23 protein-coding genes and 2 pseudogenes are annotated in these 23,832 nt (G+C 71.9%); 14 read left to right on the top strand and 11 right to left on the bottom strand.

What is annotated here, in order from left to right:
- Positions 1–516 precede the first annotated feature (516 nt).
- From SM450_RS17350 to SM450_RS17330, 5 genes and pseudogenes are all read left to right on the top strand, one after another.
- Positions 517–651: an FxLD family lanthipeptide gene (locus tag SM450_RS17350; protein WP_474620743.1), complete on the top strand. Its 135-nt coding sequence runs from the start codon at positions 517–519 to the stop codon at positions 649–651.
- 111 nt (positions 652–762) lie between these two features.
- Positions 763–3,795, top strand: a complete 3,033-nt coding sequence (locus tag SM450_RS17345; RefSeq protein ID WP_474620742.1) for a lantibiotic dehydratase — start codon at positions 763–765, stop codon at positions 3,793–3,795.
- A pseudogene (locus SM450_RS17340) lies at positions 3,792–5,053 on the top strand (lanthionine synthetase C family protein). The gene SM450_RS17345 and the pseudogene SM450_RS17340 overlap by 4 nt, the downstream one beginning before the upstream one ends.
- Before the next feature lie 14 nt (positions 5,054–5,067).
- The gene (locus SM450_RS17335) at positions 5,068–5,841 is read left to right on the top strand and encodes a thiopeptide-type bacteriocin biosynthesis protein (RefSeq protein WP_474620741.1); all 774 of its coding nucleotides are present in this window, start codon (positions 5,068–5,070) and stop codon (positions 5,839–5,841) included.
- The gene (locus SM450_RS17330) at positions 5,838–6,242 is read left to right on the top strand and encodes a hypothetical protein (RefSeq protein ID WP_474620740.1); all 405 of its coding nucleotides are present in this window, start codon (positions 5,838–5,840) and stop codon (positions 6,240–6,242) included. The genes SM450_RS17335 and SM450_RS17330 overlap by 4 nt, the downstream gene beginning before the upstream one ends.
- 366 nt (positions 6,243–6,608) lie before the next feature.
- On the opposite strand, the gene SM450_RS17325 is transcribed toward SM450_RS17330, so the two are convergent.
- Positions 6,609–7,418 (bottom strand): alpha/beta fold hydrolase, encoded by an 810-nt coding sequence (locus SM450_RS17325; RefSeq protein ID WP_474620739.1) that lies wholly within the window; start codon positions 7,416–7,418, stop codon positions 6,609–6,611.
- Between the two features lie 57 nt (positions 7,419–7,475).
- Between SM450_RS17325 and SM450_RS17320 the strand changes: the two genes are divergently transcribed.
- Positions 7,476–7,940, top strand: coding sequence for a MarR family transcriptional regulator (locus tag SM450_RS17320; RefSeq protein WP_474620738.1), 465 nt, complete (start codon positions 7,476–7,478; stop codon positions 7,938–7,940).
- A 22-nt stretch (positions 7,941–7,962) separates the two neighbouring features.
- Here the strand turns inward: SM450_RS17320 and ligD are convergent, their stop codons facing one another.
- Positions 7,963–8,922 carry a non-homologous end-joining DNA ligase gene (gene ligD, locus SM450_RS17315; RefSeq protein WP_474620737.1) on the bottom strand — a complete coding sequence of 320 codons (960 nt, stop codon included), beginning with the start codon at positions 8,920–8,922 and terminating at the stop codon, positions 7,963–7,965.
- Between the two features lie 58 nt (positions 8,923–8,980).
- Between ligD and SM450_RS17310 the strand changes: the two genes are divergently transcribed.
- Genes SM450_RS17310 through SM450_RS17300 form a run of 3 tightly spaced genes read left to right on the top strand, consistent with a single transcriptional unit; the run spans position 8,981 to position 12,250 of the window.
- Positions 8,981–9,442 carry a winged helix-turn-helix transcriptional regulator gene (locus SM450_RS17310; RefSeq protein ID WP_474620736.1) on the top strand — a complete coding sequence of 154 codons (462 nt, stop codon included), beginning with the start codon at positions 8,981–8,983 and terminating at the stop codon, positions 9,440–9,442.
- A gap of 45 nt (positions 9,443–9,487) precedes the next feature.
- A complete protein-coding gene (locus SM450_RS17305) occupies positions 9,488–10,033 on the top strand; it encodes a TetR/AcrR family transcriptional regulator (RefSeq protein ID WP_474620735.1) in 546 nt (181 codons plus the stop codon).
- Positions 10,034–10,069: 36 nt separating this feature from the next.
- Positions 10,070–12,250: an MMPL family transporter gene (locus SM450_RS17300; protein ID WP_474620734.1), complete on the top strand. Its 2,181-nt coding sequence runs from the start codon at positions 10,070–10,072 to the stop codon at positions 12,248–12,250.
- A gap of 65 nt (positions 12,251–12,315) precedes the next feature.
- Here SM450_RS17300 and SM450_RS17295 read toward each other — a convergent pair whose 3' ends face one another.
- Positions 12,316–13,572, bottom strand: coding sequence for an erythromycin esterase family protein (locus tag SM450_RS17295; RefSeq protein ID WP_474620733.1), 1,257 nt, complete (start codon positions 13,570–13,572; stop codon positions 12,316–12,318).
- Between the two features lie 80 nt (positions 13,573–13,652).
- Here SM450_RS17295 and SM450_RS17290 point away from each other — a divergent pair, with 80 nt between their 5' ends.
- Positions 13,653–13,847, top strand: coding sequence for a DUF2795 domain-containing protein (locus SM450_RS17290; protein WP_474620732.1), 195 nt, complete (start codon positions 13,653–13,655; stop codon positions 13,845–13,847).
- An 82-nt stretch (positions 13,848–13,929) separates the two neighbouring features.
- Here the strand turns inward: SM450_RS17290 and SM450_RS17285 are convergent, their stop codons facing one another.
- The 3 genes from SM450_RS17285 to SM450_RS17275 all read right to left on the bottom strand — a co-directional run bounded on the left by SM450_RS17285 (position 13,930) and on the right by SM450_RS17275 (position 16,287).
- Positions 13,930–14,667, bottom strand: coding sequence for an anti-sigma factor (locus SM450_RS17285; protein ID WP_474620731.1), 738 nt, complete (start codon positions 14,665–14,667; stop codon positions 13,930–13,932).
- On the bottom strand, positions 14,664–15,293 hold the full coding sequence (gene sigK, locus SM450_RS17280; protein ID WP_474620730.1) for an ECF RNA polymerase sigma factor SigK: 630 nt from the start codon (positions 15,291–15,293) through the stop codon (positions 14,664–14,666). The genes SM450_RS17285 and sigK overlap by 4 nt, the downstream gene beginning before the upstream one ends.
- Positions 15,294–15,390: 97 nt before the next feature.
- Complete coding sequence (locus SM450_RS17275; RefSeq protein WP_474620729.1) at positions 15,391–16,287, bottom strand: Gfo/Idh/MocA family protein; 897 nt, start codon at positions 16,285–16,287, stop codon at positions 15,391–15,393.
- 150 nt (positions 16,288–16,437) lie between these two features.
- Between SM450_RS17275 and SM450_RS17270 the strand changes: the two genes are divergently transcribed.
- The gene (locus SM450_RS17270; protein WP_474620766.1) at positions 16,438–16,833 is read left to right on the top strand and encodes a hypothetical protein; all 396 of its coding nucleotides are present in this window, start codon (positions 16,438–16,440) and stop codon (positions 16,831–16,833) included.
- Positions 16,826–17,283 (top strand): annotated as a pseudogene (locus SM450_RS17265) (hypothetical protein). Before SM450_RS17270 ends, SM450_RS17265 begins: the two are co-directional and overlap by 8 nt.
- On the opposite strand, the gene fabG reads toward SM450_RS17265, so the two are convergent.
- Both fabG and SM450_RS17255 read right to left on the bottom strand, forming a co-directional pair.
- Entirely contained in the window at positions 17,256–18,014 is a 759-nt protein-coding gene (gene fabG, locus SM450_RS17260) for a 3-oxoacyl-ACP reductase FabG (RefSeq protein ID WP_474620728.1), read from the bottom strand. The pseudogene SM450_RS17265 and the gene fabG overlap by 28 nt on opposite strands.
- A 56-nt stretch (positions 18,015–18,070) precedes the next feature.
- The gene (locus tag SM450_RS17255) at positions 18,071–19,723 is read right to left on the bottom strand and encodes an alpha-amylase family protein (RefSeq protein ID WP_474620727.1); all 1,653 of its coding nucleotides are present in this window, start codon (positions 19,721–19,723) and stop codon (positions 18,071–18,073) included.
- 53 nt (positions 19,724–19,776) lie between these two features.
- Between SM450_RS17255 and SM450_RS17250 the strand changes: the two genes are divergently transcribed.
- Both SM450_RS17250 and SM450_RS17245 read left to right on the top strand, forming a co-directional pair.
- Positions 19,777–20,370 carry a DUF1349 domain-containing protein gene (locus SM450_RS17250; RefSeq protein ID WP_474620726.1) on the top strand — a complete coding sequence of 198 codons (594 nt, stop codon included), beginning with the start codon at positions 19,777–19,779 and terminating at the stop codon, positions 20,368–20,370.
- Between the two features lie 78 nt (positions 20,371–20,448).
- Complete coding sequence (locus SM450_RS17245) at positions 20,449–21,105, top strand: DedA family protein (RefSeq protein WP_474620725.1); 657 nt, start codon at positions 20,449–20,451, stop codon at positions 21,103–21,105.
- A 53-nt stretch (positions 21,106–21,158) separates the two neighbouring features.
- Here SM450_RS17245 and SM450_RS17240 read toward each other — a convergent pair whose 3' ends face one another.
- From SM450_RS17240 to SM450_RS17230, 3 genes are all read right to left on the bottom strand, one after another.
- The gene (locus SM450_RS17240; protein WP_474620724.1) at positions 21,159–22,583 is read right to left on the bottom strand and encodes a carbohydrate-binding protein; all 1,425 of its coding nucleotides are present in this window, start codon (positions 22,581–22,583) and stop codon (positions 21,159–21,161) included.
- Between the two features lie 77 nt (positions 22,584–22,660).
- A complete protein-coding gene (locus tag SM450_RS17235) occupies positions 22,661–23,407 on the bottom strand; it encodes a YidC/Oxa1 family membrane protein insertase (protein ID WP_474620723.1) in 747 nt (248 codons plus the stop codon).
- 121 nt (positions 23,408–23,528) lie between these two features.
- Positions 23,529–23,804 carry a DUF6412 domain-containing protein gene (locus tag SM450_RS17230; RefSeq protein WP_474620765.1) on the bottom strand — a complete coding sequence of 92 codons (276 nt, stop codon included), beginning with the start codon at positions 23,802–23,804 and terminating at the stop codon, positions 23,529–23,531.
- Positions 23,805–23,832 lie beyond the last annotated feature (28 nt).

Raw genomic sequence — 23,832 nt, 5'->3', positions numbered from 1 at the left:
TGGTCCATCTTCCGACGCCAACACCAAGCCGAAGCCAAGATCAGCCACTACGCCCGACAAGCCCTCACCGAGCCCTGAAACGGATCTCCTGCTGGAGTACTAACTTTCCCCATTGGCCGGTGTTCCCGGGGCTACGCAAGAACCGCGATCGTGGAAGCACCACAAGCGATGTGTCTACGGCTTGGAGTGGGGTCATGCGGCGACAGGTTCGTGGCGGACTACCGACGACCCGAGGCGCGGGAGGAGCGGCATGGACGCCACGAGCGCAACGCTGATCGCCATCAACGCTACCGGGGTCCGTGTCGGCGCTGTACCGGAAGATCTGGTGCTCGTCCGGCGCTCCTGAGGCTCCTGCCCGCTGTCACTGCCGGGGAGGGCGTGGCGGCGGGCAGGCCGAACGTAGCGAGTTCTCCTTGGACGCCGTTCCAGGAAAGGCGGATCGATCCGCCAGCCAACGCGCCGGTAGCTGCGGGGGCTACCTGCCCACCCATCATCTCAGTCCCATTGGAGGTTGCCATGAACAGCCTGCTCGCCGTCAGCAACGACCCGTTCGAACTCGACGTACAGATCGTCACGGAGGGTCCGGTCGCCGCCGCTCTGCTGGGCGACACGGACGACGGCTGCGACACCGTGAGGGGCAGCGACTGCTGACCGAACATCCCCGCTGGTTCCGGCAGGCGATCCCCCGGTCCCTGCCGGAACCAGCACCCCCTATCCAGCCATGTCCTGCAGGCACGCCTCGCGACGGAAGGAGAGCGACTCATGCTTCGGTCGGTCGATGCCGCGACGATCCGCATTGCCGCTCACTCATGGCCCGACGGCCCGGTGCCTTGGCCGGACCGGAGTGATGCCTCCGGTATCGGGGACTGGTTGCAAGCAACGTGGCAGAAGGTCGGCCTGGCCGAGGCTGTCTGGGCCGCGAGCCCTGAGTTCGCTGCTCGCGTGGAAGCGGTCCTCGTCACGGGAGGCGCTACTCCGGACCGAGGGTGGCGGATGGTGCTGGCGTTGGCGCGGTACCTGGTCCGGGCGCAGCGGCGTGCGACGCCCTTCGGGTTGTTCTCGGGCGTGGGAGCCCTGCGGTTCGACACGGTGGCTGCGGTGGTGCGGGCGGGGCAGCCGGCGATCCGGGTACGGGCGGACGCGAGTTGGCTCGCGTCCCTGATCGCGCGCCTTGAAGCTGAGCCTGACGTGCGTCGCCGTCTGCCCTTGCAGGCGAACAATCTGGCGCTGGTGAACGGGCCTCGGATGGTCGTGGCCCGCCGGCCGCACGCCTCTGCATGTACGGAGTCGACCTCGGTCAGGAGCACCGCAGCGGTACGGCTGGCGGTGTCGCTCGCCCGTTCCCCGTTGCCATGGGCTGAGCTGGTCGACACGGTCGCCGCTGCGTTTCCAGGCTTCCCACGCGCGTCCGCTGACACGATGATCGCCGGCCTGGTGGACCACGGCGTGTTGATCTCCGCTTTCCGACCACCATCGACGTGCACAGACCCGATCAGGCATGTCCTGGAAGCCCTCGATGCGGTGTTTGACGGGGCTCCCGAGGGACAGCGAGCTCTTCGGGTCGAGCTGCGCTCGCTCCATGGTCGTCTCGGTGGTACCAGCGCTCGCAGCACGACGTACCTTCGTGGGCTCGCCGACCGCATGCACGGCGTGGCGACGGCCACCCAGCCGCTCGCGGTGGATCTTCAGCTCGCGGATCAGGTCGCCCTGCCGGATCAGGTCGCCGCCGAGATTGCCGCATCGGTGGAGGTGCTGCGACGGCTGACGCCGGATCCGGCGGGGCGGCCGGAGTGGCGTGCGTATCGTGCCCGGTTCGTCGACCGCTACGGGATGGCGGCGGTGGTGCCGCTGGATCGGCTGGTAGATCCGCTCGTCGGGTTGGGCTTCCCCGAGCACTTCGGCGCTGTGGCCGGCGCGCCTGCGGCACCATTGTCCGGCCGTGACGAGCGTCTGCTCGCGATGGCTCAGCAGGCGTTGATCGACGGTGCTCGTGAGGTGGTTCTCGACGACGCGGTCGTCGATTGGCTCGCCGGCCCTGGCGGAGTCGCCGGGCCTGTCAGCCCTCATGTCGACGTCTCGGCGGAGGTCCGCGCGGTGTCGCTGGAGGCGCTGACACAGGGATTGTTCACTGTCGCGCTGACCGGCATGAACCGCTCGGCGATGGCGACGAGCGGGCGTTTCCTCGACGGGCTGCCCTACGCCGATCGGGAGTTGATGTGCCGGGAGTTCGCCCGCCTTCCGGTCGCGGTGGCCGGGGCCATGCCAGCGCAACTGAGCTTCCCGCCGCGCAAGCTACACAGCCAGAACGTGCTCAACTCCCGGCAGGTACTCCCGTGGCTGATCAGCCTGGCCGAGCACCGATCCGTGGCCGAGAAGGTGCTGGGCCTCGACGACCTCGGTGTGACCGCCGGCCGCGATCGGCTGGTGCTGGTGTCGATGTCGCAGCGGCGGGTGGTGGAGCCGACAGTGGCGCACGCCGCCGCCGTACACACGATGCCGCTGCTCGGCCGGTTCCTCCTGGAGTTGCCGCGAGCCACGGATGCCCGGCTGAAACCGTTCGACTGGGGTGCGGCTTCCTGCCTGCCGTTTCGACCCGCGCTGAAGTACGGCCGCGTCCTTCTGACGGCGGCCAGGTGGCGCGTCGATCCGACGGCCCTGCCCGACGCGAACGCAGGCGATGGCGAATGGTTGACCGCCTGGGAGGCGCTGCGGACGAGGCTGCGGCTGCCGGCATGGGTGCAGGTCGGCAACGGTGACCAGCGGCTTCGGCTCAACCTCGATCAGTCCATGGATCGTGCCCTGCTGCGTGCCCACCTGGACGCCAGCGCCGGACCGGTAACCGTCGTGGACGCGGCGAGTCCGGAGGATTTCGGTTGGCTCTCCGGCCGCGCCCACGAGATCGTCGTGCCAGTCGCCTCGACGGTTGCGCCCGCTGCCGCGCCGGCTGCGGTTGGCGCGCGAGGCGCATGGCCTCCGCCCGTTCCCCCCGAGCCGGTCATACCGGGTGCCACTGGCCTGCTGTCCGCTTCGGTAGCCGTCGATCCTTCGACGATGGAGCTGGTCTTGACGCGAGGGCTGCCCGCGCTGTTCGCCGACTGGCCCGAGCCGCCGCTGTGGTGGTTCGTGCGCCTGCGACGCCCCACCCCGCATCTTCGACTACGACTGCACACCGATGACTACGGCGACGCGGCGGTACGGGTCGGGCGGTGGGTCGCCGGGCTCCGACAGCAGCGCCTGGTCGGCGATTGGAGCCTGGACACCTACCATCCCGAGTCCGGTCGCTACGGCTGCGGCACCGCGCTGGCAGCGGCCGAGAAGTTGTTCGCCGCCGACTCCATCGCAGCCCTGGCACAGCTGTTAGCGCTGCCCGAGTCTGGGATCGATCGGCAGGCACTGACCGCCCTGAGCATGGTCGACCTGGCCGCCTCGATGCTCGGCAGCCGCACCAACGGATGCGAGTGGCTGGTGGCGCGCCCCGAGCAGACCGGGCAGGCACCGGTCCAGCGAGACGTGCTGCGCCAAGCGGCCACGCTCGACCCGAGCGAACTTCCGGCGCCCATCCAGCAGGCATGGCAGGAGCGTTCCATGGCCGCAGCCCGGTACGCGGCCGAGCTGTCCGCCATCGCCGGCCCGCTCACCCCCGCTTCGGTGCTCGCGTCCCTGATGCACCTGCACGTCGTTCGCGCTCTCGGCCCGGACGAAGACGCCGAGCAGCTCACGTATCGGTTGGCCCGCCATGTCGCGCTGGCGGCGGTGCGCCGCCGGGTGCGTGCCGTAGGAGGAGCATCCCGATGACCGCAGCACCGCTGAGAACACCGTTGCTGCGGGCAGCAGAGGCGATGGCCGCGTGCATCACCGACACCCTGACCGAGCCGCCATCCCCGGATTTCGCAGCGGACGACTACGGGCCACGCAGCACCCGCTGGTACGCCCAGTCGCTGTCCCGGGGTGCCGCCGGGGTGGCACTCCTGCACGGGGTGCGAGCGCAGACAGGACACGGTGGGTGGGGACCGGTCCATGAATGGCTGCGACGCGCGACCGCTGACCCGCTGAACAGCGGCAGCGGAGCCGGACTCTGGTTCGGCGCACCCGCCGTCACCCACGCGCTGACCATGGCCATGCCGCACTCCCGCCCAGCAGCCCTGGACGCGCTTGATCATGCCTTCGATGACCTGGTGGAACGCCGCCTGGCCGATGCCACGGCACGCCTCGCGGCGCGTGCCCGGCCTTCGCTTTCGGAGTTCGACCTCGTACGTGGGCTGACCGGCCTGGGAGCCCACCTGCTGCGCCGCACCCCGGACGGACCTCTGCTCCGGCGGGTGCTGGCGTACCTGGTCCGGCTCACCGAGCCGGTGCACACCGACGATGAGGCGGGCCGGTTCGCGCCGGGGTGGTGGAGCGCAGACCCCGCCGACCGCGAAGGTTCGGAGCAGGGCGGGCATGCCAACGTCGGCATGGCGCACGGCATCGCCGGCCCAATGGCCCTCCTGGCTCTGGCGATGCGGCAGGACATCCGGGTACCGGGGCACGCGGAGGCGATCCGCCGGATCTGCACGTGGCTCGACCGCTGGCAGCAGACAGGCCCTGCGGGACCGTGGTGGCCGGAGAAGATCACCGTCGCGGAGTTGCACGCCGGGAAACCCTCCTGAGCGGACCGGCAAGGCCGTCCTGGTGCTACGGCACCCCTGGTGTCGCCCGCGCCCAGCAGCTGGCCGGGATCGCTCTCGACGACGCCGCCCGGCAAGAGGCGGCGGAAGAGGCCCTGACCTCCTGCCTGGCCGATCCCCGCCAACTCCGTCGGATCGTCGATCCGTCGCTGTGTCACGGCTGGGCAGGGCTTGCCGCTACGGCCTGGTATGCCGCCGCCGACGCCCGCACCACCAGCCTCCAGAAACAGCTACCCCAAATCGTGCGCCTGCTGATCCAGCACGCCACGGACACCACCCCGGCACGATCCGGCTTGATCACAGGCCCCGCCGGAATCGCCCTAACCCTGCACACCGTCGCGACCGGCACCGACCTCCTCTGGGCCACCAGCCTGCTGATCAACTAGACAAGGAGAGCGTCGTGGATCTCGATTCCGAACCCGACACCGAGCCACCAGGTGTGGCGCCGGTAAGTCGATGGCGCCAGATGAACCTGACCTTCTCGGACTGGCAGACCGCTGAGCAGTTCGCCGCAACGCGGCTCGCCCCCGAGCTCACCGCTGCGGACGACCACCGCGCGATCACAGCCTTCTGGTTCATCCGCAAGAGCGAGACGTGGCGGTTGCGGCTACTGCCGGGCGAACGGCTCGCCCAGGTCTACGCCCTCCTCGCCGCCATCACCGACGACGACCGCATCCGCGGTGTCACCGAGCCCGTCTACCGCCCCGAGGCGTACGCCTTCGGCGGGGACCAGGCCATGACGATCGCCCACACCCTCTTCCACACGGACAGCCGCCGCATCCTCGGCCATCTCGCCACCGCCGGCGGCACCCATCGGCGGGAACTCGGCGTCCTGCTCGCCACTCGCCTCATGCGTGCCGCCGGACTGGAGTTCTCCGAGCAGGGCGACGTCTGGCGGCTTCTCGCCTCGCGCCGGCACCAGCCGAACGCCCCCGCGCCGAGCCCACGGCTCATCGCGGCGGTGCAGCGCCTGCTCACCGCAGCCGAGGACACGGCCGCAAGCCCACTGGCCGTCACCCCGCAATGGCCGAAAGCCCACGAGCAGGCAGGCGCGGACCTCAGCTTCCTCGACCGGGGCCGTCAGCAGCTGTTCTCCTCGCCGGCACCAAGATCGAGGGCCCGTGGGAGCAAGCGGTGCATGGGCTCCTCAAGACCTGGCAGGAGTTGGCCGTGAGGACGGCCGCCGTCGACCACGCTGACCTCATCAATCAGGTGTCAGCCGTACCGCGAACTCCCGGGCTTGCAGTGTTCCGCGTTCGCCTCGGACTGACGGTCCTGGACCTCTCGGTGGGCTTGCCAACCGATGTCGTAGACGACCTGACCAAACAGCTGGTGGCAGATGCGATCCACGACGAGGACGCCAACGCGGCACGTGACCTCATCAACCACCCGGTTGTCACGGACGAACAGCAAGGGACGCTACGCCCGTTGCTGAAGGCGAGCTGGTTAGACCAGGGCTACCTGCCAGCTACGGCGAATGATCCGCTTTCCGTGGCGCTCGATCTGGCCGGGGCCGTAATCGCTATGCGACGTGATCGAGGTCGGGGAGCAGGACTACATGCACGGACGCAGTGATCTGACTCGACAAGTCACCCGTGTCGATGATCAGGCCCGGATGCCCGGCCACGGGTCGTTGAACGGGGAAGTTCTGGCGCTACGGGTAGACGACACGCCGCTCGACCCAAGCTCTCGTCCGGCACTCGTTCAGATGCTCGCCTTGCGCGTTACGCCATCGTCGAGGTCGTTGTGAGCACGACCTATCTCGCGTGACGGTGGGCAGCCCCAGACCACCTACCGCCACGGATGACGCTGCCCCGCCGACGACGGCGGGGCAGCGACCGTTTGCAGTCCTGTGGCACGCACGCCGGGGGCACCACAAGCACAGTCGTGATGAGGTCTATCTCTCCGCGCTCCGCTCGGCAGACGACCGCGACCGGATGCTCAGAGAAGGTCGCGGACCTTGCTGGCGAACGCCCTCGGGTGGGTCAGGTTGCCGTTGTGCCCGCCCGGAAACCGTTCCGCCACGACACCGAGATGCTCCGCGAGGGCGAGCCCGGCCAGATAGTCGAACCCGTCCGGCGGACTGGTCCGCCCGACCACCGGGATGATGCGCGCGTCCGGCGCGACGTCGGCCAGGGTGAGCGTGTCGCGGAGGATGGCGTCGAGGTCGTTCGCGAGGAAGAACTCGAAGTTGGCGGCTCGCTGGTCGGTGAACGGGAACGCGGTGATCCCCGGCTCGACCTGCTGGTCGTGCGGGTTGATCCCGAGCACCCGCGCGACCTGCGCGGCGGCGGCACGCCAGCCGCTGTCCCGGTGCACCTCGACGACGCCGGCCAGTTCCCCACGGGTGGTGGCCGCGTCGCCGGCGTCGAGGAACCCCAGCGCGATCGGCTCGTGGGCGATAAGCGTGCCGACCACGCCCGGGTGCTCGGCCAGCATGTGCAGGCCGATCGCCGCGCCCAGGCTGAGCCCCAGCATCGCCGCCGGCTGGTCGGTGACCTGCCGTAGGACCGCGACCGCGTCGGCCGCGTGCTGCCGCAGGGACACCGGCGCGGAGGGCTCGTCGATGACGCTGCGCGACAGCCCTCGCCTGTCGTAGGTGACGACGGTGAACCGGTCGTCGAGGTGTCCGGCGAGGTCGACCGTGCGGTCCGCGTCGCCCTCCCCGCTCTGCGAGATGAACAGGATCGGCCCCGATCCCTGCATCCGGTAGTGGATGCGGGCGCCGTCGGTCTTCACACATTGCTCCATGCGGACGACTCTAAAGCATCATTTCTGATGCATCAAGTGTGATGTATCGTGTAACCCATGGGACCCGTCGAACTGATCCTGCTGGGCCGCACGCTCATGAAGATCGGTGAGCAGGCGCTGCCGGCTCCCGACTCGGGTGCGCCCCTGGGCGGCGAGCGCACGGTGGTGATCGTCATGGCCGACATCTACGAACACGCCGACACGACGGTCACCGAGGTGTCCCGCCGCACCGGCCTGCCGCAGAGCGCCGTGTCCGGTGCGGTGGCTCGGCTTCGAGAGGCCGGGTCCGTGCTGGCCGTGGCGGACCCCGCCGACCGTCGCCGGCAACTGCTGCGCCGCGATCCGCAAGTGACCCCGCGGCGCCGGAAGGTCGCCGAGGCGGCGATCGGCGAGGCGGTCGCCGCCGCGCTCGGCGCGGACGCACAACCGGCGTTGGACCAGGTGCTGGCGGCGTTGGAACTGCTCAACGGCCACCTCAACCCCGAATCCGTCACCCGGTTGCGAGCCCAGGGAGACAGGTGATGCCGCACCGCGGCGCGTCGGCTCAGCCGGCCTCCCGGCGAGCCCGGGCGCGGCGCTTGCCCTCGTGCATCGCCTGCACCCGCGCCACCGGGATCCCCCGCCCCTCGTCCACCAGCTCCGCCGGCAGCCGCTGCGGCGCGGGCAACGCCTCCGCCCACGGATCCCGGTCCCCCAGCAGCGCGGGCACGGTCCGCACGGTGAAGTCGGCGGGCGTCGCCGATTCCAGGCCATCCCAGCCGATCGGATACGACACAGGCGTGCCGGGCCGGATCCGGGGGCTGTACGCGGCCACCACCGTCGCCCCGTACGCCCGGGTGGAGTCGACGAAGACCCGGCCCCCGCGGTCGGCCACGATGAACGCGGTGGTCGCAAGCGTCGGGTCGAGCCGTTCGGCTCGGGCCGCGAGCGCCCGGGTCGCGGCGGCGGCCTCCTCGGCCGTGGTCGCCGGCTCCACCGGCACGATCACGTGCAGGCCCTTCGCCCCGCTGGTCTTGACCGCTCCGGCCAGCCCGGCGTCGGTGAGCGCCTGCCGCACCAGCAGCGCCACCCGCACCACCGCGCCGAACGCGTCCCCCTCCGGCGGGTCCAGGTCGAGCACCAGGTGGCTCGGGTGTTCCGGCCGACCGGCGTGGGCCAGTGGGGCGTGGTATTCCACCGCCCGCTGGTTGGCGAACCAGAGCAGCGTGCGCCGGTCGTCGCAGAGGGCGTACGAGATGGTCCGGTGCGACGCCTCCGCCCAGACCTCGGCGCGGCGCACCCAGTCCGGCGTGTACTTCGGCAGGTTCTTCTGCATGAACGGCGCCTGGCCGGGCCGGACCCGCAGCACCGACAGCGGCCGGTCGCGCAGCTCCGGCAGGATCCGCCCGTGCAGCGCGTCGAGATAGTCGACCAGGTCGCGCTTGGTCGCGCCGGCGGAGTCGAACAGCGGCTGGTCGAGGTTGGTAAGCGAGACCCCGTCCCGGGTCTCGTCAGCGGCGCCCATCCGCCCACCTTCCCGGCCCGGGCGCGTCCCGGCAACCCCGACACGGCGGTGTACGCCGATGGCGGATGATGGCCACCGTCGGTGGTCGAGCGGAGGAGGCGCGGTGACGTCCGAGGACAACCGGTGCGCGTCCGACCCGGGGGACGCGGCGCGGGCCTGCACGGTCCGGGAGGCGTTGGACCGGGTCGGCGGCAAGTGGAGCATCGGCATCCTGATCGCCGCCTCGGCCGGTCCGGTCCGCTTCACCGAGCTGGAACGGCGGGTGGAGGGGATCAGCCGGCGGATGCTCACGCTGACGCTGCGCCACCTGGAGCGCGACGGGCTGCTGGTCCGGCACGTGTACGCCACCGTGCCGCCGAGGGTGGAGTACACCGCGACCCCGATGGCCCGTGAGCTGTACGAGTCGCTCGTCGCGCTCACCCACTGGGCCGAACGGCATCGCGAGGCGATAAGCGCGGCCCGGGCGGCGTACGACCGAAACCACGCCGGCCCTGTGGCGAAGCCCACGGAATCCTTCTGACCGATCGGTCAGGCACTGACCGATCGGTCAGGCATGCTTGGGGACATGGCACGAGCCACCCCCGCCACCCACGACGAGCTGCTCACCGCGGCGGCCCGTCGGTTCGCCGTCACCGGCTACAAGGGCACCTCACTCCAGGACATCGCCCGCGAGGTGGGCTGTTCCAAGGCCACCGTGCTCTACCACTTCGCCAGCAAGGACGCCCTGCTCTGCGAACTGATGGCCCCCGCCATCACGGTGCTTGAGGAGCTCGACGCCCGGCTCGCCGGCCTCACCGGCGCGCCCGCCCAACAGACCGCCGCCGAGGGCTTCGTCGACCTGGCCGTCCGGTTCCGCCGGGAGATCGCGCTGCTCCGGGGCGAGTTCCCGGACCTGCTCCAGCAGCCGGCGTTCGCGCACATCCAACAGATCTCCGAACGGCTGGTCGCCGCCTTCGCCGGCTTCTCCGACCGGCCGGCGGCCCGCGTCGCCGCGCTCGTCGTGCTCGCCGGCATCGCCGAGACCTGCGGCGAGTTCCTGGACATCAGCGACGAGGAGCTGCGACCCGCGCTGCTCGCCGTCGCGCACCGCGCGCTCGAACCCACCACCTGATCCCACTGTCGCAATCCCGAGGACGAAGGAAGGTCCATGGCGACCCTGCTGTACCGGCTCGGCCGGGCATCCCTGCGCCGGCGGCGACTCGTCGCCGTCATCTGGCTCGTCGTACTCGTCGGTCTCGGCCTGGCCGCGGCCACCCTGAGGGGCCCGACGGCGAGCAACTTCACCATGCCGGGCACCGAGTCGCAGCAGGCGATCGACCTGCTCGCCGACCGGTTCCCGGCCGCCAGCGGCGCCACCGGCACCATCGCCCTGAAGGCACCGCAGGACGGCGCCCTCACCACGCCGGCCGGCCAGGCGGTGGTCAAGCAGGTGACCCAGGAGGCGGCCACGCTGCCCGGGGTGGTCGGCGCGGTCGACCCGTACCAGGCGCAGGCGATCACGCCGGACGGCCGGTACGCGCTGATCCAGGTGCAGTTCGCCGGCCGCGCGGACGACGTCACGACCGAGCAGCGCGACGCGTACGAGAAGGTCGGTCAGCAGGCCGGGGCGCAGGGCTGGCAGATCGCCCCCGGCGGTGAGGTCCTCAACGGCGAGCCGGAGGTCGGCTCGACCGAGGCGCTCGGTGTGCTTGTCGCGGCGATCGTCCTGGTCATCACGTTCGGTTCGCTGGTGGCCGCCGGCATGACCATGCTGAACGCGCTGATCGGCGTCGGCGTCGGCATGGCCGGCCTGTTCGCGCTCAGCGGCGCGGTCGAACTGACAAGCACCGCGCCGATCCTGGCGCTGATGCTCGGCCTCGCGGTCGGCATCGACTACTCCCTGTTCATCACCTCCCGACACCGGCAGAACCTGCTCGACGGGCTCTCCCCCGAGGAGGCGGTCGGCCGCGCGGTCGGCACCGCCGGCTCCGCCGTGGTCTTCGCCGGCGCCACCGTGGTGGTGGCGCTCGCCGGCCTGGCCGTGGTGGGCATCCCGTTCCTCACCGTGATGGGCCTGGCCGCCGCCGGCACCGTCAGCGTGGCCGTGCTGGTGGCGATCACGCTGGCCCCGGCGCTGCTCGGCTTCGCCGGCCGTAAGGTGCTGCCGCGCAAGCTGCGCAACCGCGAGGCGGTCGAGGACTCGGCCGTCGGCTCGGAGGACCGTTCCGGCTTCGGCTTCCGCTGGGCGCGCCTGGTGACCCGCTTCCGGATCCCGGTCATCCTGGTCGGCCTGCTCGGCCTCGGCCTGCTCGCCATCCCGTCCCAGGACATGCGCCTGGCGCTGCCGGACGCCGGCACCGCCGCCGAGGGCAGCCCGGCCCGGGTCAGCAACGACCTGATCCAGGAGGGCTTCGGCCCCGGCTTCACCGGCCGGCTCGCGGTCGTCGTCACCGCCGACTCGCCGCAGGCCACCCAGGCCGCCGTGCCGCAGGTCGTCGCGCTGATCCAGAAGACCGACGGGGTGTTGGCGGTCGCCCCGCCGCAGCTCGACCCGTCCGGCCGGACCGCGCTGCTCGGGGTGATCCCGAAGACCGGGCCGACCGACGAGAAGACCGAGGAGCTGGTGCACGACATCCGCCGGCAGGTCGGCGACGTCCAGAACGCCGAGGTGATGCTCACCGGTGTCACCGCGATCGGCATCGACGTGTCGGAGAAGCTCTCCGACGCCCTGCCGGTCTATCTGCTGCTTGTGGTGGGCCTGTCCGTGCTGCTGCTGATGCTTGTGTTCCGGTCGATCCTGGTGCCGGTCAAGGCGGCCCTCGGCTTCCTGCTCACCGTCGCGGCCACGTTCGGCATCACGGTGGCGGTGTTCCAGCAGGGGCACCTGGCCGGGCTGCTCGGCGTGGACACGCCGGCACCGCTTGTCAGCTTCCTGCCGATCCTGCTCATCGGCATCCTGTTCGGCCTGGCCATGGACTACGAGGTCTTCCTGGTCTCGCGGATGCGGGAGGACTTCGTACACGGCGAAACCGCCCGCGACGCCACCATCAGCGGCATGGGACACGGCGCACGGGTGGTCACCGCCGCGGCGCTCATCATGATCTCGGTGTTCGGCGGCTTCGTCTTCCTGGAGGACCCGATCATCAAGTCGATGGGCTTCGCGCTGGCGATCGGCGTCGCCATCGACGCCTTCGTGGTCCGGATGACGATCGTCCCGGCGGTGATGTCGCTGCTGAACAACGCCGCGTGGTGGCTGCCCCGCTGGCTGAACAAGGCGCTGCCCAACGTGGACGTGGAGGGCGAGGGCCTCCGAGCCCACCTCGCCGAGCGCGAGCCCGCCCAGGTCTGAGGTGTAAGGAGGGGCCCCCGCTTAACGCCTTCTGCATAGGCGGGGGCCCCGCTTAACACCCGGGCTCACACCCCGGCCGGGTACGTCTCCATCTCGCCCGGGGTGACCAGCGCCGGCAGCGGGTGCAGCGCGGTCGTCTCGTCGCACCAGACGAACGCGTCGTACCGCTCCCCCAGCCGCGTCGGCACGTAGTTCCCCCAGGACTCGAAGCTCGGGTCGTACACCACCCCGATGGCCCGGTGGTCCACCTCGCCGGTCACCCACTCCGGCTCGTCCGGGCCGCCGAAGACCAGCACCGCCCGCTCCGGCATCAGCTCGTGCAGCCGGCGCTCGACCGACCCTTCGCGGGCCGGCGGCACCACCATCGCCTCCGCCGGGGAGCCCCAGCGCGGGGCGGCGACCACGGTGCCCCGGTAGCTGCCGAAGCCGATCAACGCCACCGCGTCACGCCCGTACCGCTCCCGGCCGAGCTGACCGATGTTCACCATGCCGTCCGCCGCCATCTCGGTGGCCCGCGCGTCCCCGACGTGCGTGTTGTGCGCCCACACGACGCCCCGCGCGTCCGGCCCGTAGCGGTCCAGCAACCGGTCCAGCGTGTCGGCCATGTGGATGTCGCGCACGTTCCACGAGTCCGGACCGCCGCCGACCATGGCCCGGTAGTACCGCTCCGCGCCGGCCACCACCTCCGCGTTCTGCCAGGCCGAGAAACGGTCCGGGCCGTCGGCGGCGGCCTGTTCCCGGGTACGCGCCAACAGCCGGACCACCTCCTCCTCGCACCGGGCGGAGACGAACCGGCTGGCCATCCCGTACTCCTCGACCCGCTTGCCGTAGGGCTCGAAGCAGCGGTACGCCTCCTGGGCCGCCTCCAGCGAGGCCGGGTCCTCCTCACCCAGGTAGTCGAAGATGGCCTGCATCGACTCCCAGAGGGAGTAGACGTCGAGGCCGTGGAAGCCCGAGCGTTCGGCCTCGGGACGTTCCAGGTTCCAGGCGCGCAGCCAGCGGCAGAAGCGGGCCACCTCGGCGTTCGCCCACATCCAGGTGGGCCAGCGTTCGAACCGTTCCAGCGCGACGAGCGGATCGGCCAGCCCGCCCGGGGCGCCCACCACACTGCGGTGCACCCGGTCGCAGTCCGGCCAGTCCCCCTCCACCGCGACGAAGTCGAAACCCTGTTCGGCGATGAGTCGCCGGGTCAACTGCTCCCGCAGCCGGTAGTAGTCGTAGCTGCCGTGCGTCGCCTCGCCGATCATCACGATGCGGGCGTCCCGAACGCGCTCCAGCAGCGGGTCGAAGTCGCTCGGCGCGCCGAGCCGCTGAACCAGCATGTGCGCGGCTACCCGGGACCCGCCGTGGCAAACCGCAGCCGTACGGGCATGCCCGGGGGCGCAGCGGGTAGCCGCGCGGCATGACCGTCACCGGCGCGCAGTTGCAGGAGTTCCTGGCCGGGCTCGACTATCCGGTCTCCCGGGAGGATCTGGTCCGTTGGGGACAGGAGAACGGTGCCAGCACCGAGGCGCTCCAACGGCTCCGCACGTTACCGGCCGAGGAGTTCGACACCCCGGCCGAGCTCGGCGAGGCCCTGGTCGTCCTGAACGGTTGAGCGGGACCCCGCCCCCATGCCACGTGTTAAGCGGGGCCCCCTCCTCTACCGAATGCGTTAAGCGGGGCCCCCGCCTTTCACCTCAGGTGAGCGCGAACGCCACGAGCGGCGTCATCGTCGGTTGCGCCGAACCGCTCGCCGGCTCCTCGGTCACGCCGAACAGGCCCTTGCCACGCACGCCCGAGAGCAGCTTCGTGCCGCCGCCCTGACCGGCCGGCAACACCCCGGCCGAGGTGGCCGTGGTGCCCTCGATCAGCCAGAGCTGGTAGGCCCGGCCCGGCCCCGGCGCGGCCAGCCCGTCCACCAGGGCCACCCCCTCGTCCCGGCTCGCCGACGCCACCACGGTCACCCGGCCACCGGCCGGCGCGGCGCCGCTGCGCACCACCGCGTCCGGGGCGGCCAGCACCGCCCGGATCCGGCCCGCCTCGTCCCGAGCCGCGCCCGCCTCGGTGCGCGCGTCGCGTACCCGCTGCTCCTGGGTCACCCAGGTGGCCGCGCCCGCGCCGCCGGCCAGCAGCACGGCGGCGGCAGCGACGGCCAGCCGACGCCGCCAGGCCCCGGCCGCGGCGGGCCCGGCGCGGCCCGCGGAACCGCGCCGTTCCTGCCGGGTACGCCGGATCTCCGCCAACACCGCCGTGCGCAGCGCGGGCGGGGGTACGGACCAGGTCGAGTCGGCCAGTCGCGCGGCCGTCTCACGCAGCTCGGCCAGCTCCAGCCCGCAGCTCTCGCAGTCGTCCAGGTGCCTGGCGAACGCGGCCCGCTCGACGTCGTCCACCGCGTCGAGCACGTACGCCCCGGCGAGCGCGTGGATGTCGGTCATCGGGTCAGCTCCACTCCCAGACAGTCGCGCAGACGGATCAACCCGTCCCGCATGCGGCTCTTGACGGTCGGTAGCGCGGTGTCCAGCAGGCCGGCCACCTCGCGGTAGCTGTGCCCGCCGTAGTAGGCGAGCGTGATCGCCTCGCGCTGCACCTCGGTGAGCGCGTCCAGGCAGTGGCGTACCTGCTGCCGTTCCAGCCGGGCCGCCGCCTCCTCGGCCACCTCGTCGTACGGCGTCTCGGCGGATCCGGCGGCGACCCGGCGGGTGCGTTCGGCGCCGGCCTGCTCGGACCGGACCCGGTCCACCGCACGGCGGTGGGCGATGGTGAAGACCCAGGCGGTGGCGGAGCCCTTGGAAGGGTCGAACCGGGCGGCGGTGCGCCACACCTCGACCAGCACCTCCTGGGCGACCTCCTCGGCCTGGGCCGGGTCGCGCAGCACCCGCCGCACCAGCCCGTAGACGCGCGGCGAGACGAGACCGTAGAGCCGCTCGAACGCCGCCTCGTCACCGCGCGCCACCGCCCGCAGCAGGTCGTCGGTCTCCGACCGCTGGTCCCCGGCGGCCGGGGGCACGGCGTGCAACCTCGACCGCCCCGGCACGTCACCGACGCTGTCGGCGTGGGTCATCCGGTCCCGCCTTCCGTCGGCTCCCTCTGCCAGCACGGTAGGCATTCGGAGCCGGCGCCGGCCCGGATGGCCGCGATTTTCCGCCCGCGCGGTTCGACTACACCTCGACCGTGCGCCCCTGCGCCCGGGCGGTCTCCGCGGCGTCGAGCACGGCCACCACCTCCCGGCCGAACCGGACGTCGCAGCGGTGGTCGCGGGTGCCCGCGTCGACCTCCGCCAGCAACTGGTCCAGCGCCGCGCCGAACGCCTGGAGCACACTGCCGTCGCCGGGCGGGACGCTCTCGGTGCCGTTCTCGCCGAAGAAGACGAAGTCGCGGGTGACCGCCTCGGCCGGCGCGTCGAGGGTGAGCGAGAGCGAGCTGGTCGCGCCGCCGTCGTGGGTGAGCAGCAGGTGCACCAGGCCGCTCGGCCCGTCCATCGCGGCGACCCGGGTGACCCGGCCGAGCACCGGCAGGATCAGCGACAGCGCGTGCGGGCCGATGTCCCACAGCGCGCCCCGGTCGCGCCGCCACCGCGAGTCGCCGTACGGGTTCCCGGGCTGGTAGATCGAGGCGAACATGGTGCCCCGGGCGTGCTGCCAGCCGCCGGCCGCCGCGGCCGAGGCGAGGGAGCCGGTGAGGTTCGGGTGGAAGCGCTGGGTGAAGAAGACCACCGAGGCCACCCCGGCGGCCCGGGCGGCGTCGACCACCCGGTCGGCGTCGGCGAGGCCGAGCGCCAGCGGCTTGTCGAGCAGCAGGTGCCGCCCGGCGGTGGCGGCCCGGACGGCGATGTCGGCCTGCACGTCCGGGGGGAGCGCCACGGCGACCGCGTCGCACGCCTCGATCAGCGCGTCCACGTCGGTGAAGGCCGGCACGCCGTGCCGGGTCGCGAGCGCCTCCGCCTTCGCCGGGTCCCGCCCCCACACGCCGGCCAGTTGGGCCCGAGGGTGGGCGTCGATGCCCGCGGCGTGCGTCTGCGCCGCCCAGTGACCGGTGCCGAACAACCCGAACCGCACCCCGGACCCCCTGCCGTCGTCGCCGGCCACCGGCGTACGCCGGGACCGTGATCCACGCTAGTCGCCCGGCCCGGCCGGCGTGCCCCGACCCGGCCGGCGAGCCGCTACTACGCCGGTTAGTAGGCTGGGCGGGTGAACGACACTGCGTCGATGACCAGCGCGGCGGCGGCCGGTTCGCCGGTGGACGGGTTCCTCGCCACGATCGCGATCGTGCTGTCGCTGGCGGTCGCGGTCTGGGCCCTGGTCGCGGCCGTGCGGCAGCGTTCGCCGGACCGGGTCCAGTTCGCCGGCCTGGCCGTGGTGGAGCTGGCGCTGCTGGCGTTGACCGTGGCGGCCCTCGTCGCGCTCGGCGGCGGCGACCGGCCGGGCGAGCCGGGTGCGTTCTTCGGCTATCTGGTGACGCTTGTCTGCCTGCCGCCGCTGGCCTGGGTGCTGGCCCGGATGGAGCCGACCCGCTGGGGCTCGGCCATCGTCTGCGCGGTCTGCCTGGTCACCCCGGTCGTGGTGGTGCGGCTCCAGCAGACCTGGGAGGTCGTCGGTGGCTGAGACCGCCACGCCGGAGCGTGCCACCAACCGCGGGCCGGGCCGGCTGCTGATCGCGGTCTACATTCTCTTCGCCATCGCCGCGACGTCGCGGGCCGGATTGCAGATCGCCACGAAGTTCGACGAGGCGCCGGTGGCGTACCTGCTCTCCGCGCTTGCCGCGCTGATCTACATCGTGGCGGCGGTGGGGTTGGCCCGGGCCGGGCACACCGGCCGTCGGGTCGCGCTCGCGTGCTGCTCGGTCGAGCTGGTCGGGGTGCTCGCGGTCGGGGTGCTGAGCATCGCCGACCGCGAGCTGTTCCCGGACGAGACGGTCTGGTCCGGCTTCGGCAGCGGCTACGGCTACATCCCCCTGGTGCTGCCACTCCTGGGCCTGTTCTGGCTCCACCGCACCCGCCGCACCCGCACCTAGACTGCGGGGCGGGTCAGGACTTCGGGCCGCCGGCTACGTAGATGACCTGGCCGGAGACGAAGGACGCGCCCTCGCTGGCCAGGAACGAGATGGTGTGCGCGACGTCCTCCGGGCGGCCGGTGCGGCGTACCGCGATCTCGGCGGCGGCGTGTTCCTGGAGCGCGGCGAAGTCGACCTTCATCCGGGCCGCGGTGGCCGCGGTCATGTCGGTGACGATGAAGCCGGGCGCGACGGCGTTGACTGTCACCCCGTACGGGCCCAGCTCGATGGCGAGCGTCTTGGTGAAGCCCTGGAGTCCGGCCTTGGCGGCGGAGTAGTTCGCCTGCCCCCGGTTGCCGAGCGCCGAGGTGCTGGAGAGGTTGACGATCCGGCCCCACTTCCGCTCGACCATGTGCTTCTGCGCTGCCTGGCTGAACAGGAACGCGCCGCGCAGGTGCACGGCCAGGACCGTGTCCCAGTCGGCGTCGGCCATCTTGAACAGCAGGTTGTCGCGGAGCACACCGGCGTTGTTGACGAGCACGGTGGGCGCGCCCAGGTCGGCGGCGACCCGCTCGACGGCCGCCTCCACCTGGGCCCGGTCGGCCACGTCGGCGCCGACGCCGAGCGCCCGGCCGCCGGCGGCGGTGATGGCGTCGACGGTCCCGCCGGTCGCGGACTCGTCGATGTCGACCACGGCGACGGCCATGCCGTCGACGGCCAGCCGGCGGGCGGTGGCCGCCCCGATGCCGCGCGCGGCTCCGGTCACGATGGCGACGCGGGGCTCCTCCGACATGATTACCTCCCGGTAACTTGAGCTGATCGAAGGAGCCTAACCCGCCGTCGTGACCGTCAGCGGGCCACTCCCCGGCACAGCCGGATCCACCGGTAGCCGTGACCGGCCAGCTTGAGCCGGTCGAGCTTGCCCACGTCCTCGTAGTTGCGGTCGCTCAACACGTCGATCGGCAGGTCGGCCTCCGGCGCCAGCGTGCTGAGGTCGATTTCCACGTCCTCGGTGCCGAGGTTGTGCAGGAAGACCATGGTCCCGGTCGACCCGTCGGCGCGGTGCGCGAGCACGCCGGCCGGCATCGGCACGTCGATGTGGGTGGTGCTGCCCGAGCCGATCTCCGGGGCCTCCCGCAGGGTGCGGATCATCCGCTCGAACCAGCCCAGCAGCGAGCGCGGGTCCTTGCGCTGCGCGGTGACGTTCACGTGCTGATAACCGTACTCGCCCTTGTCGATCACCGGGCGGATCAGCTTCTCCGGCTCGGCGGTGGAGAAGCCGGCGTTGTCCTTGTAGGACCACTGCATCGGGGTACGGATCGCGTCGCGCCCGTCGAGCGACAGGTCCTCCCCCATCCCGATCTCCTCGCCGTAGCGCAGCACCGGCGTGCCGCGCAGCGAGAACTGCACCGCGTACGCCAGCTCGATGTGCCGGCGGTCGTTGCCGAGCATCGGGGCGAGCCGGCGGCGGATGCCCCGGCCGTAGAGCTGCATGTTCTCGTCCGGGCCGAACTTCGCCAGCACGTCGTTGCGCTGGTCGGCGGTGAGCCGGGACAGGTCGATCTCGTCGTGGTTGCGCAGGAACGTGGCCCACTGGCCGCCGGTGGGCAGCTTCGGGGTGTCCCGCAGCGCGTCGATGATCGCCTCCGGGTCCTCGCGGGCGAACGCGAGCATCAGGCGACCGTTGAGCATGAAGTCGAAGAGCATGTGGATGCGGTTGCCCGAGCCGCCGCCGTCGCCGAAGTAGACGGGCAACTGGTCCGGCTCGACGTTCGCCTCGGCCAGCAGGACCGCGTCGCCGCGCCGCCACTGCACGTGTTGGCGCAGGTCGGTGAGGAACTCGAAGTCCTTTGTCGCGTTCGGGTTGCCCGGCTCGGTCTTCTCGATGATGAACGGCACGGCGTCCATCCGGAACCCGGCGACGCCGAGCTGGAGCCAGAACGAGGTGATCTTCTTGATCTCCGCCCGGACCTTCGGGTTCTCGATGTTGAGGTCCGGCTGGAACTTGTAGAAGCGGTGGTAGAACCATGCCTTGGCGGTCCGGTCGTAGGTCCAGGTCTCGTGCTGCTCGCCCGGGAAGACCATGCCCTGGTGCCGGTCCGTCGGCTCGTGGTCGGCCCAGACGTACCAGTCGCGGTACGGCGAGTCGGGCGAGGACCGGGCGGACTGGAACCACGGGTGCTGGTCCGAGGTGTGGTTGACCACCAGGTCGATGATCACCCGGATGCCGTGGTTCTGCGCCTGGTGCAGCAGCTCCGCGAAGTCGCCGAGGGTTCCCAGTCGCGGGTCGACGTTGTAGAAGTCGGTGGCGTCGTACCCGTCGTCCTGGTTGGGCGAGGGGTGGATCGGGTTGAGCCAGAGGCAGGTCACCCCGAGCCGGGCCAGATAGTCGAGCCGGCCGATCAGCCCCTGGAAGTCACCCACCCCGTCGCCGTCGGAGTCCGCGTACGAGTCCACGTCGAGGCAGTAGACGACCGCCTCCTGATACCACCTGTCACCCATGCGACAACTACTTCTCCGAACACGAGATCCGGCAAACCCGGTACGGTGCCGGGGTGAGCGAGAAGGCTTCCGACTGGTCCGGCGGCGCCTGGCTGAACCCGCCCGAGCGGGCCGAGGCCGTCGACGGCGCCCTGCTTGTCGAGCCGCGGGGCGGCAGCGACTTCTGGCGGCGCACCAGCTACGGCTTCGTGCACGACGACGGCTCCGCGCTGCTCGCGCCGTTCGCGGTGGACAGCGCCGTCGAGGTGTCCTTCCGGCTCGACTACTCCGCCCAGTTCGACCAGGCCGGCGTGCTGGTGCGGGTGGACGAGCGGCGGTGGACCAAGGCCGGGGTCGAGGTGAGCGACGGCTCACCGCAGGTCGGCGCCGTGGTGACAGACGAGTTCTCCGACTGGTCGGTGGCGCCGGTGCCGGAGTGGGTGGGACGGGACGTGACGGTCCGGGTGAGCCGGGCCGGGGACGCGTTGACCGTCCGGGCCCGGGCCGACGACGAGCCGTGGCGGTTGGTGCGGGTCGCGCCGCTCGACCCGGCGGCGGAGGCGACGGCCGGGCCGTACTGCTGCTCGCCCAGCCACGGCGGCCTGCTGGTCCGCTTCACCGGCTGGCGGCGTGGGCCGGCGGACGCGGCGCTGCACCCGGACGGTTAGCCAGGTCACCGGCGGGTGTGAGCCGGACCGGCCCGGGTACTACCTGCGGATCTCCGGCACCCGTGTGGAAGGACCCCCATGGCCCTGGCCCAAGACGTCGATCCGAACCGGTTCACCGGGCTGACCGGCTGGGTGGCGAGCGTGATCGACTCGATGGGCGCGGTCGGCGTCGCGCTGCTGGTGGCGCTGGAGAGCATCATCCCGCCGATCCCGAGCGAGATCGTGCTGGCGATGGCCGGCTACCTCTCCGCCGAGGGCCGGTTCAACGTGGTGGTGATCGTGCTGGCCGCGACCGTCGGCTCGCTGCTCGGCGCGCTTGTGCTCTACTGGCTCGGCGCGGCGCTCGGCGAGGACCGGCTCAAACGGTGGCTTGACCACATCCCGCTCGTCGACCTGGAGGACCTGGAGAAGGCGGACCGCTGGTTCGAGCGGCACGGCCGCTGGGCGGTGCTGATCGGCCGGCTGGTGCCTGTGGTGCGCAGCCTGGTCTCCGTCCCGGCCGGCGCGAACCGCATGCCGATGGGCGAGTTCGTCCTGTTCACCACGCTCGGTAGCGCGGTGTGGAACGGGTTGATCGTCGGCGCGGGTTTCGCCCTGGGCTCGCGCTGGGAGGACGTCGACCGCTACAGCCACTGGTTCAACTACGCGATCTTCGCGATCTTCGGCGTGATGATCGTGAGCTGGGCGGTGAAGAAGGTACGCCGGCGGCGCGCCCGGCAGTCGGTGAGGTGTTAAGCGGGGCCCCCGCCACATCCGAATGCGTTAAGCGGGGCCCCCGCCTTACACCCTCAGCGGCGGAAGGTGAACCAGTTGAGGTTGACGAAGTCCGATGGCTGGCCGCTGCTGAACGTGAGGTAGACGGTGTGCCGGCCGGTCACCGCGCCGACGTTTCCGGGCACCGACCGCCAGGTCTGCCAGCCGCCGGTGTTGCCGACCGCGAAACTGCCGATCGGCGTCGCGGTCGGGCTGTCCACCCGGACCTCCACCAGGCCGCTCACCCCGGACGCCGCGCCGGAGGCGACCCGGGCCACGAAGTCACGCGGCGCTGTCGAACCGAAGTCCACGTTGTCGTAGCGGGCCCAGTCACCGTTGGCCAGGTAGCCGATGTCCTGACCACCTTCGGTGCACGTCTCCACCTGCACGCCGTTCTGCGCGTTGAACGACTCCGCCTCGATGGTGGCGTACGCGTTGCGCACGCCACCCGGCGGCGGCGTGGTCGGGGTCGGCGACGGGTTGCCGCCACCGCCCCGGGAGTAGACCGCCACGTAGTCCACAAGCATCGGCCGGCCGGACACGGTCGCCGAGGTCGGCGTGGCCGAGCCGGCGACCCCGTCCGGGAAGCCGCCGCCCATGGCCACGTTGAGCAGCATGAAGTAGCCGTTGTGGTTGGTCATCTGGCTCCAGTACGGCTCGCCCACCTGGCTCTGGGTGACGGTGTGGAAGAGCTGGCCGTCGACGTACCAGCGCAGTTGCTGCGGGCTCACCGAGGCATCCCACTCGAACCGGTAGGTGTGGAACGCCGACTGGCAGGAGCTGCCCGGGCAGGCCCGGGACGCGCCGCGGCCGTTGAACTCGTCGCACGGGCCGCCCGGCGCGACGCCGCAGTGCAGCACGCCCCAGACCGAGTTGATCCCGTTGACGTTCTCCATCACGTCGAACTCGCCGATGCCCGGCCAGTTCTGGTAGTTGCCCCGGTAGGGCGAGCCGAGCGCCCAGAACGCCGGCCAGTAGCCGGCCGCCGCCGCGCCTGTGACGTTCGGCATCTGGATCCGGCCCTCCATGGCCAGCACGCCGCCGGACGGCGGCTTGAAGTTCGACCGGACCGTCTCGATCCGGGCCGACGTCCAGCGGCCGGCGGAGTCGCGCAGCGGGGTGATGCGCAGGTTGCCCGACCCGTCCTGGGACAGGTTCGCGGTGTTCGAGGTGTAGGTCTGTTTCTCACCGGTGCCCCAGTTGGCGGGACCGCCCGGGTAGCTGGTGCCGGTGTCGACGATCCAGTTGGCCGACGACGGCAGCGTGCCGGCCGCGCCGGTGAAGTCGTCGCTCCACACCAGGTTCCAGCCCGACGGCGGGGACGGGACGGCGGCATGCGCGGTCATCGAGACGGCCGCGAGCGCGGTGGTGCTGGCGACCACGGCGGCGGCCAGCGCGAGCCGGCGGCGGATCCGGGGCACGGTGGAGGAGGCGGCGGGGGCCGCCGATGTCGGGTTCATCCGGGTTGCCTCTCTGCGGGGACGGGGGCGGAGAGCGCTCTCTGAGAGCGAGTTCTACGCGCCCGTCCCCGCCTTTGTCAACGCTTGTCGATGGCGGCAGCCTGCGGTCGCCGGAGCACCCCCTGCTCCAGCGCGGTCCACGCGGTGGTGGTGACCAGGTAGAGCACCGCCGCGAGCGGCACCACGAGCGCCACCAGCACGGTGCCGAACGGCAGCAGCGGCATCAGCCGTCCGAGCACCGCCGCGCCCGCGCCGTCGGCCGGCGTGCCGCCGCCGGTACCAGCGGTGGCGGCGGCCAGCCGGCGTGCCCGCCGGGACGACCACCAGGCAAGCGCCAGCAGCGCGGCCAGCAGCACGCCGAACACTGCCGGCACCGGGCCGGCCAGCCCGTCGGCGAGATGCCACCCCAGCGGTACGCCGGCCAGCCGCTCCCCCAGCAGCTCCGGCGCGCCGTCGCCGGTGGCGAAGAGGCGGTACATGACCATGAAGAACGGCGCCTGCAACAACGCCGGCAGGCAGCCCGCGACCGGGCTGGCCCCGGCGCGCCGGTAGAGCGCGAACAGCTCGCTCTGGAGGCGGGTCGGATCGTCGGCGTACCGGCGCTGGAGATCGCGGACCTCCGGGGCGAGCGCCGCGCGACGCCGCTCCCCGCGAACCTGGGCCAGGGTGAGCGGTGAGATCAGCAGCCGGACCCCGACGGTGAACAGGACGATGGCGGCGGCCGTCGCGGCGCCGCCGGAGAGCGGGGCGAGCGCGTCGGCGAGCCAGGTGACGACGGTCGCGGCGGCCGAGGCCGCGGTGTGCAACGGTGCGAAGGCAAGCATGGGTAGACCCCTCGGTCCGATTCCGGATGCCCTGGGCGCGCGAACGCGCGCCGGAGGACGGATGACGACGGAATCGGCCGCGCAGCCACGCCGGCGGACGCCGGTGCGGTCGGGGGCGTGGCTAGGCGGCCGAGGGACGCCGCCCGGGCGCGCGGGGACGCGGACGACCAGGCGCGTCCGGATCGACCTGCCGGGGCACCTGACGGCTCCGGGCGCGGGCGCGCAGGGCGGCGGCGTGCCGGGTGCCGGGCGGCGTGGGCAGCGCCCGCACCCGCAGCGCGATCATCGTGGCCAGCAGCAGCGTGGCGACCACCGCCGCACCGGCCAGCAACCCGGCCGGCCGGTCCGCGACTAGGGCGAGGGCGTACGCCCACGGCCCGCTCAGCAGCGCCAGCATCCCTGCCACCCGCTCACCCTAGAACGTC

This window comes from Micromonospora marincola (genome assembly GCF_056150385.1).
Note: the sequence above shows the minus strand (reverse complement) of the source record. Positions and strands in the feature narration are given on the sequence as shown.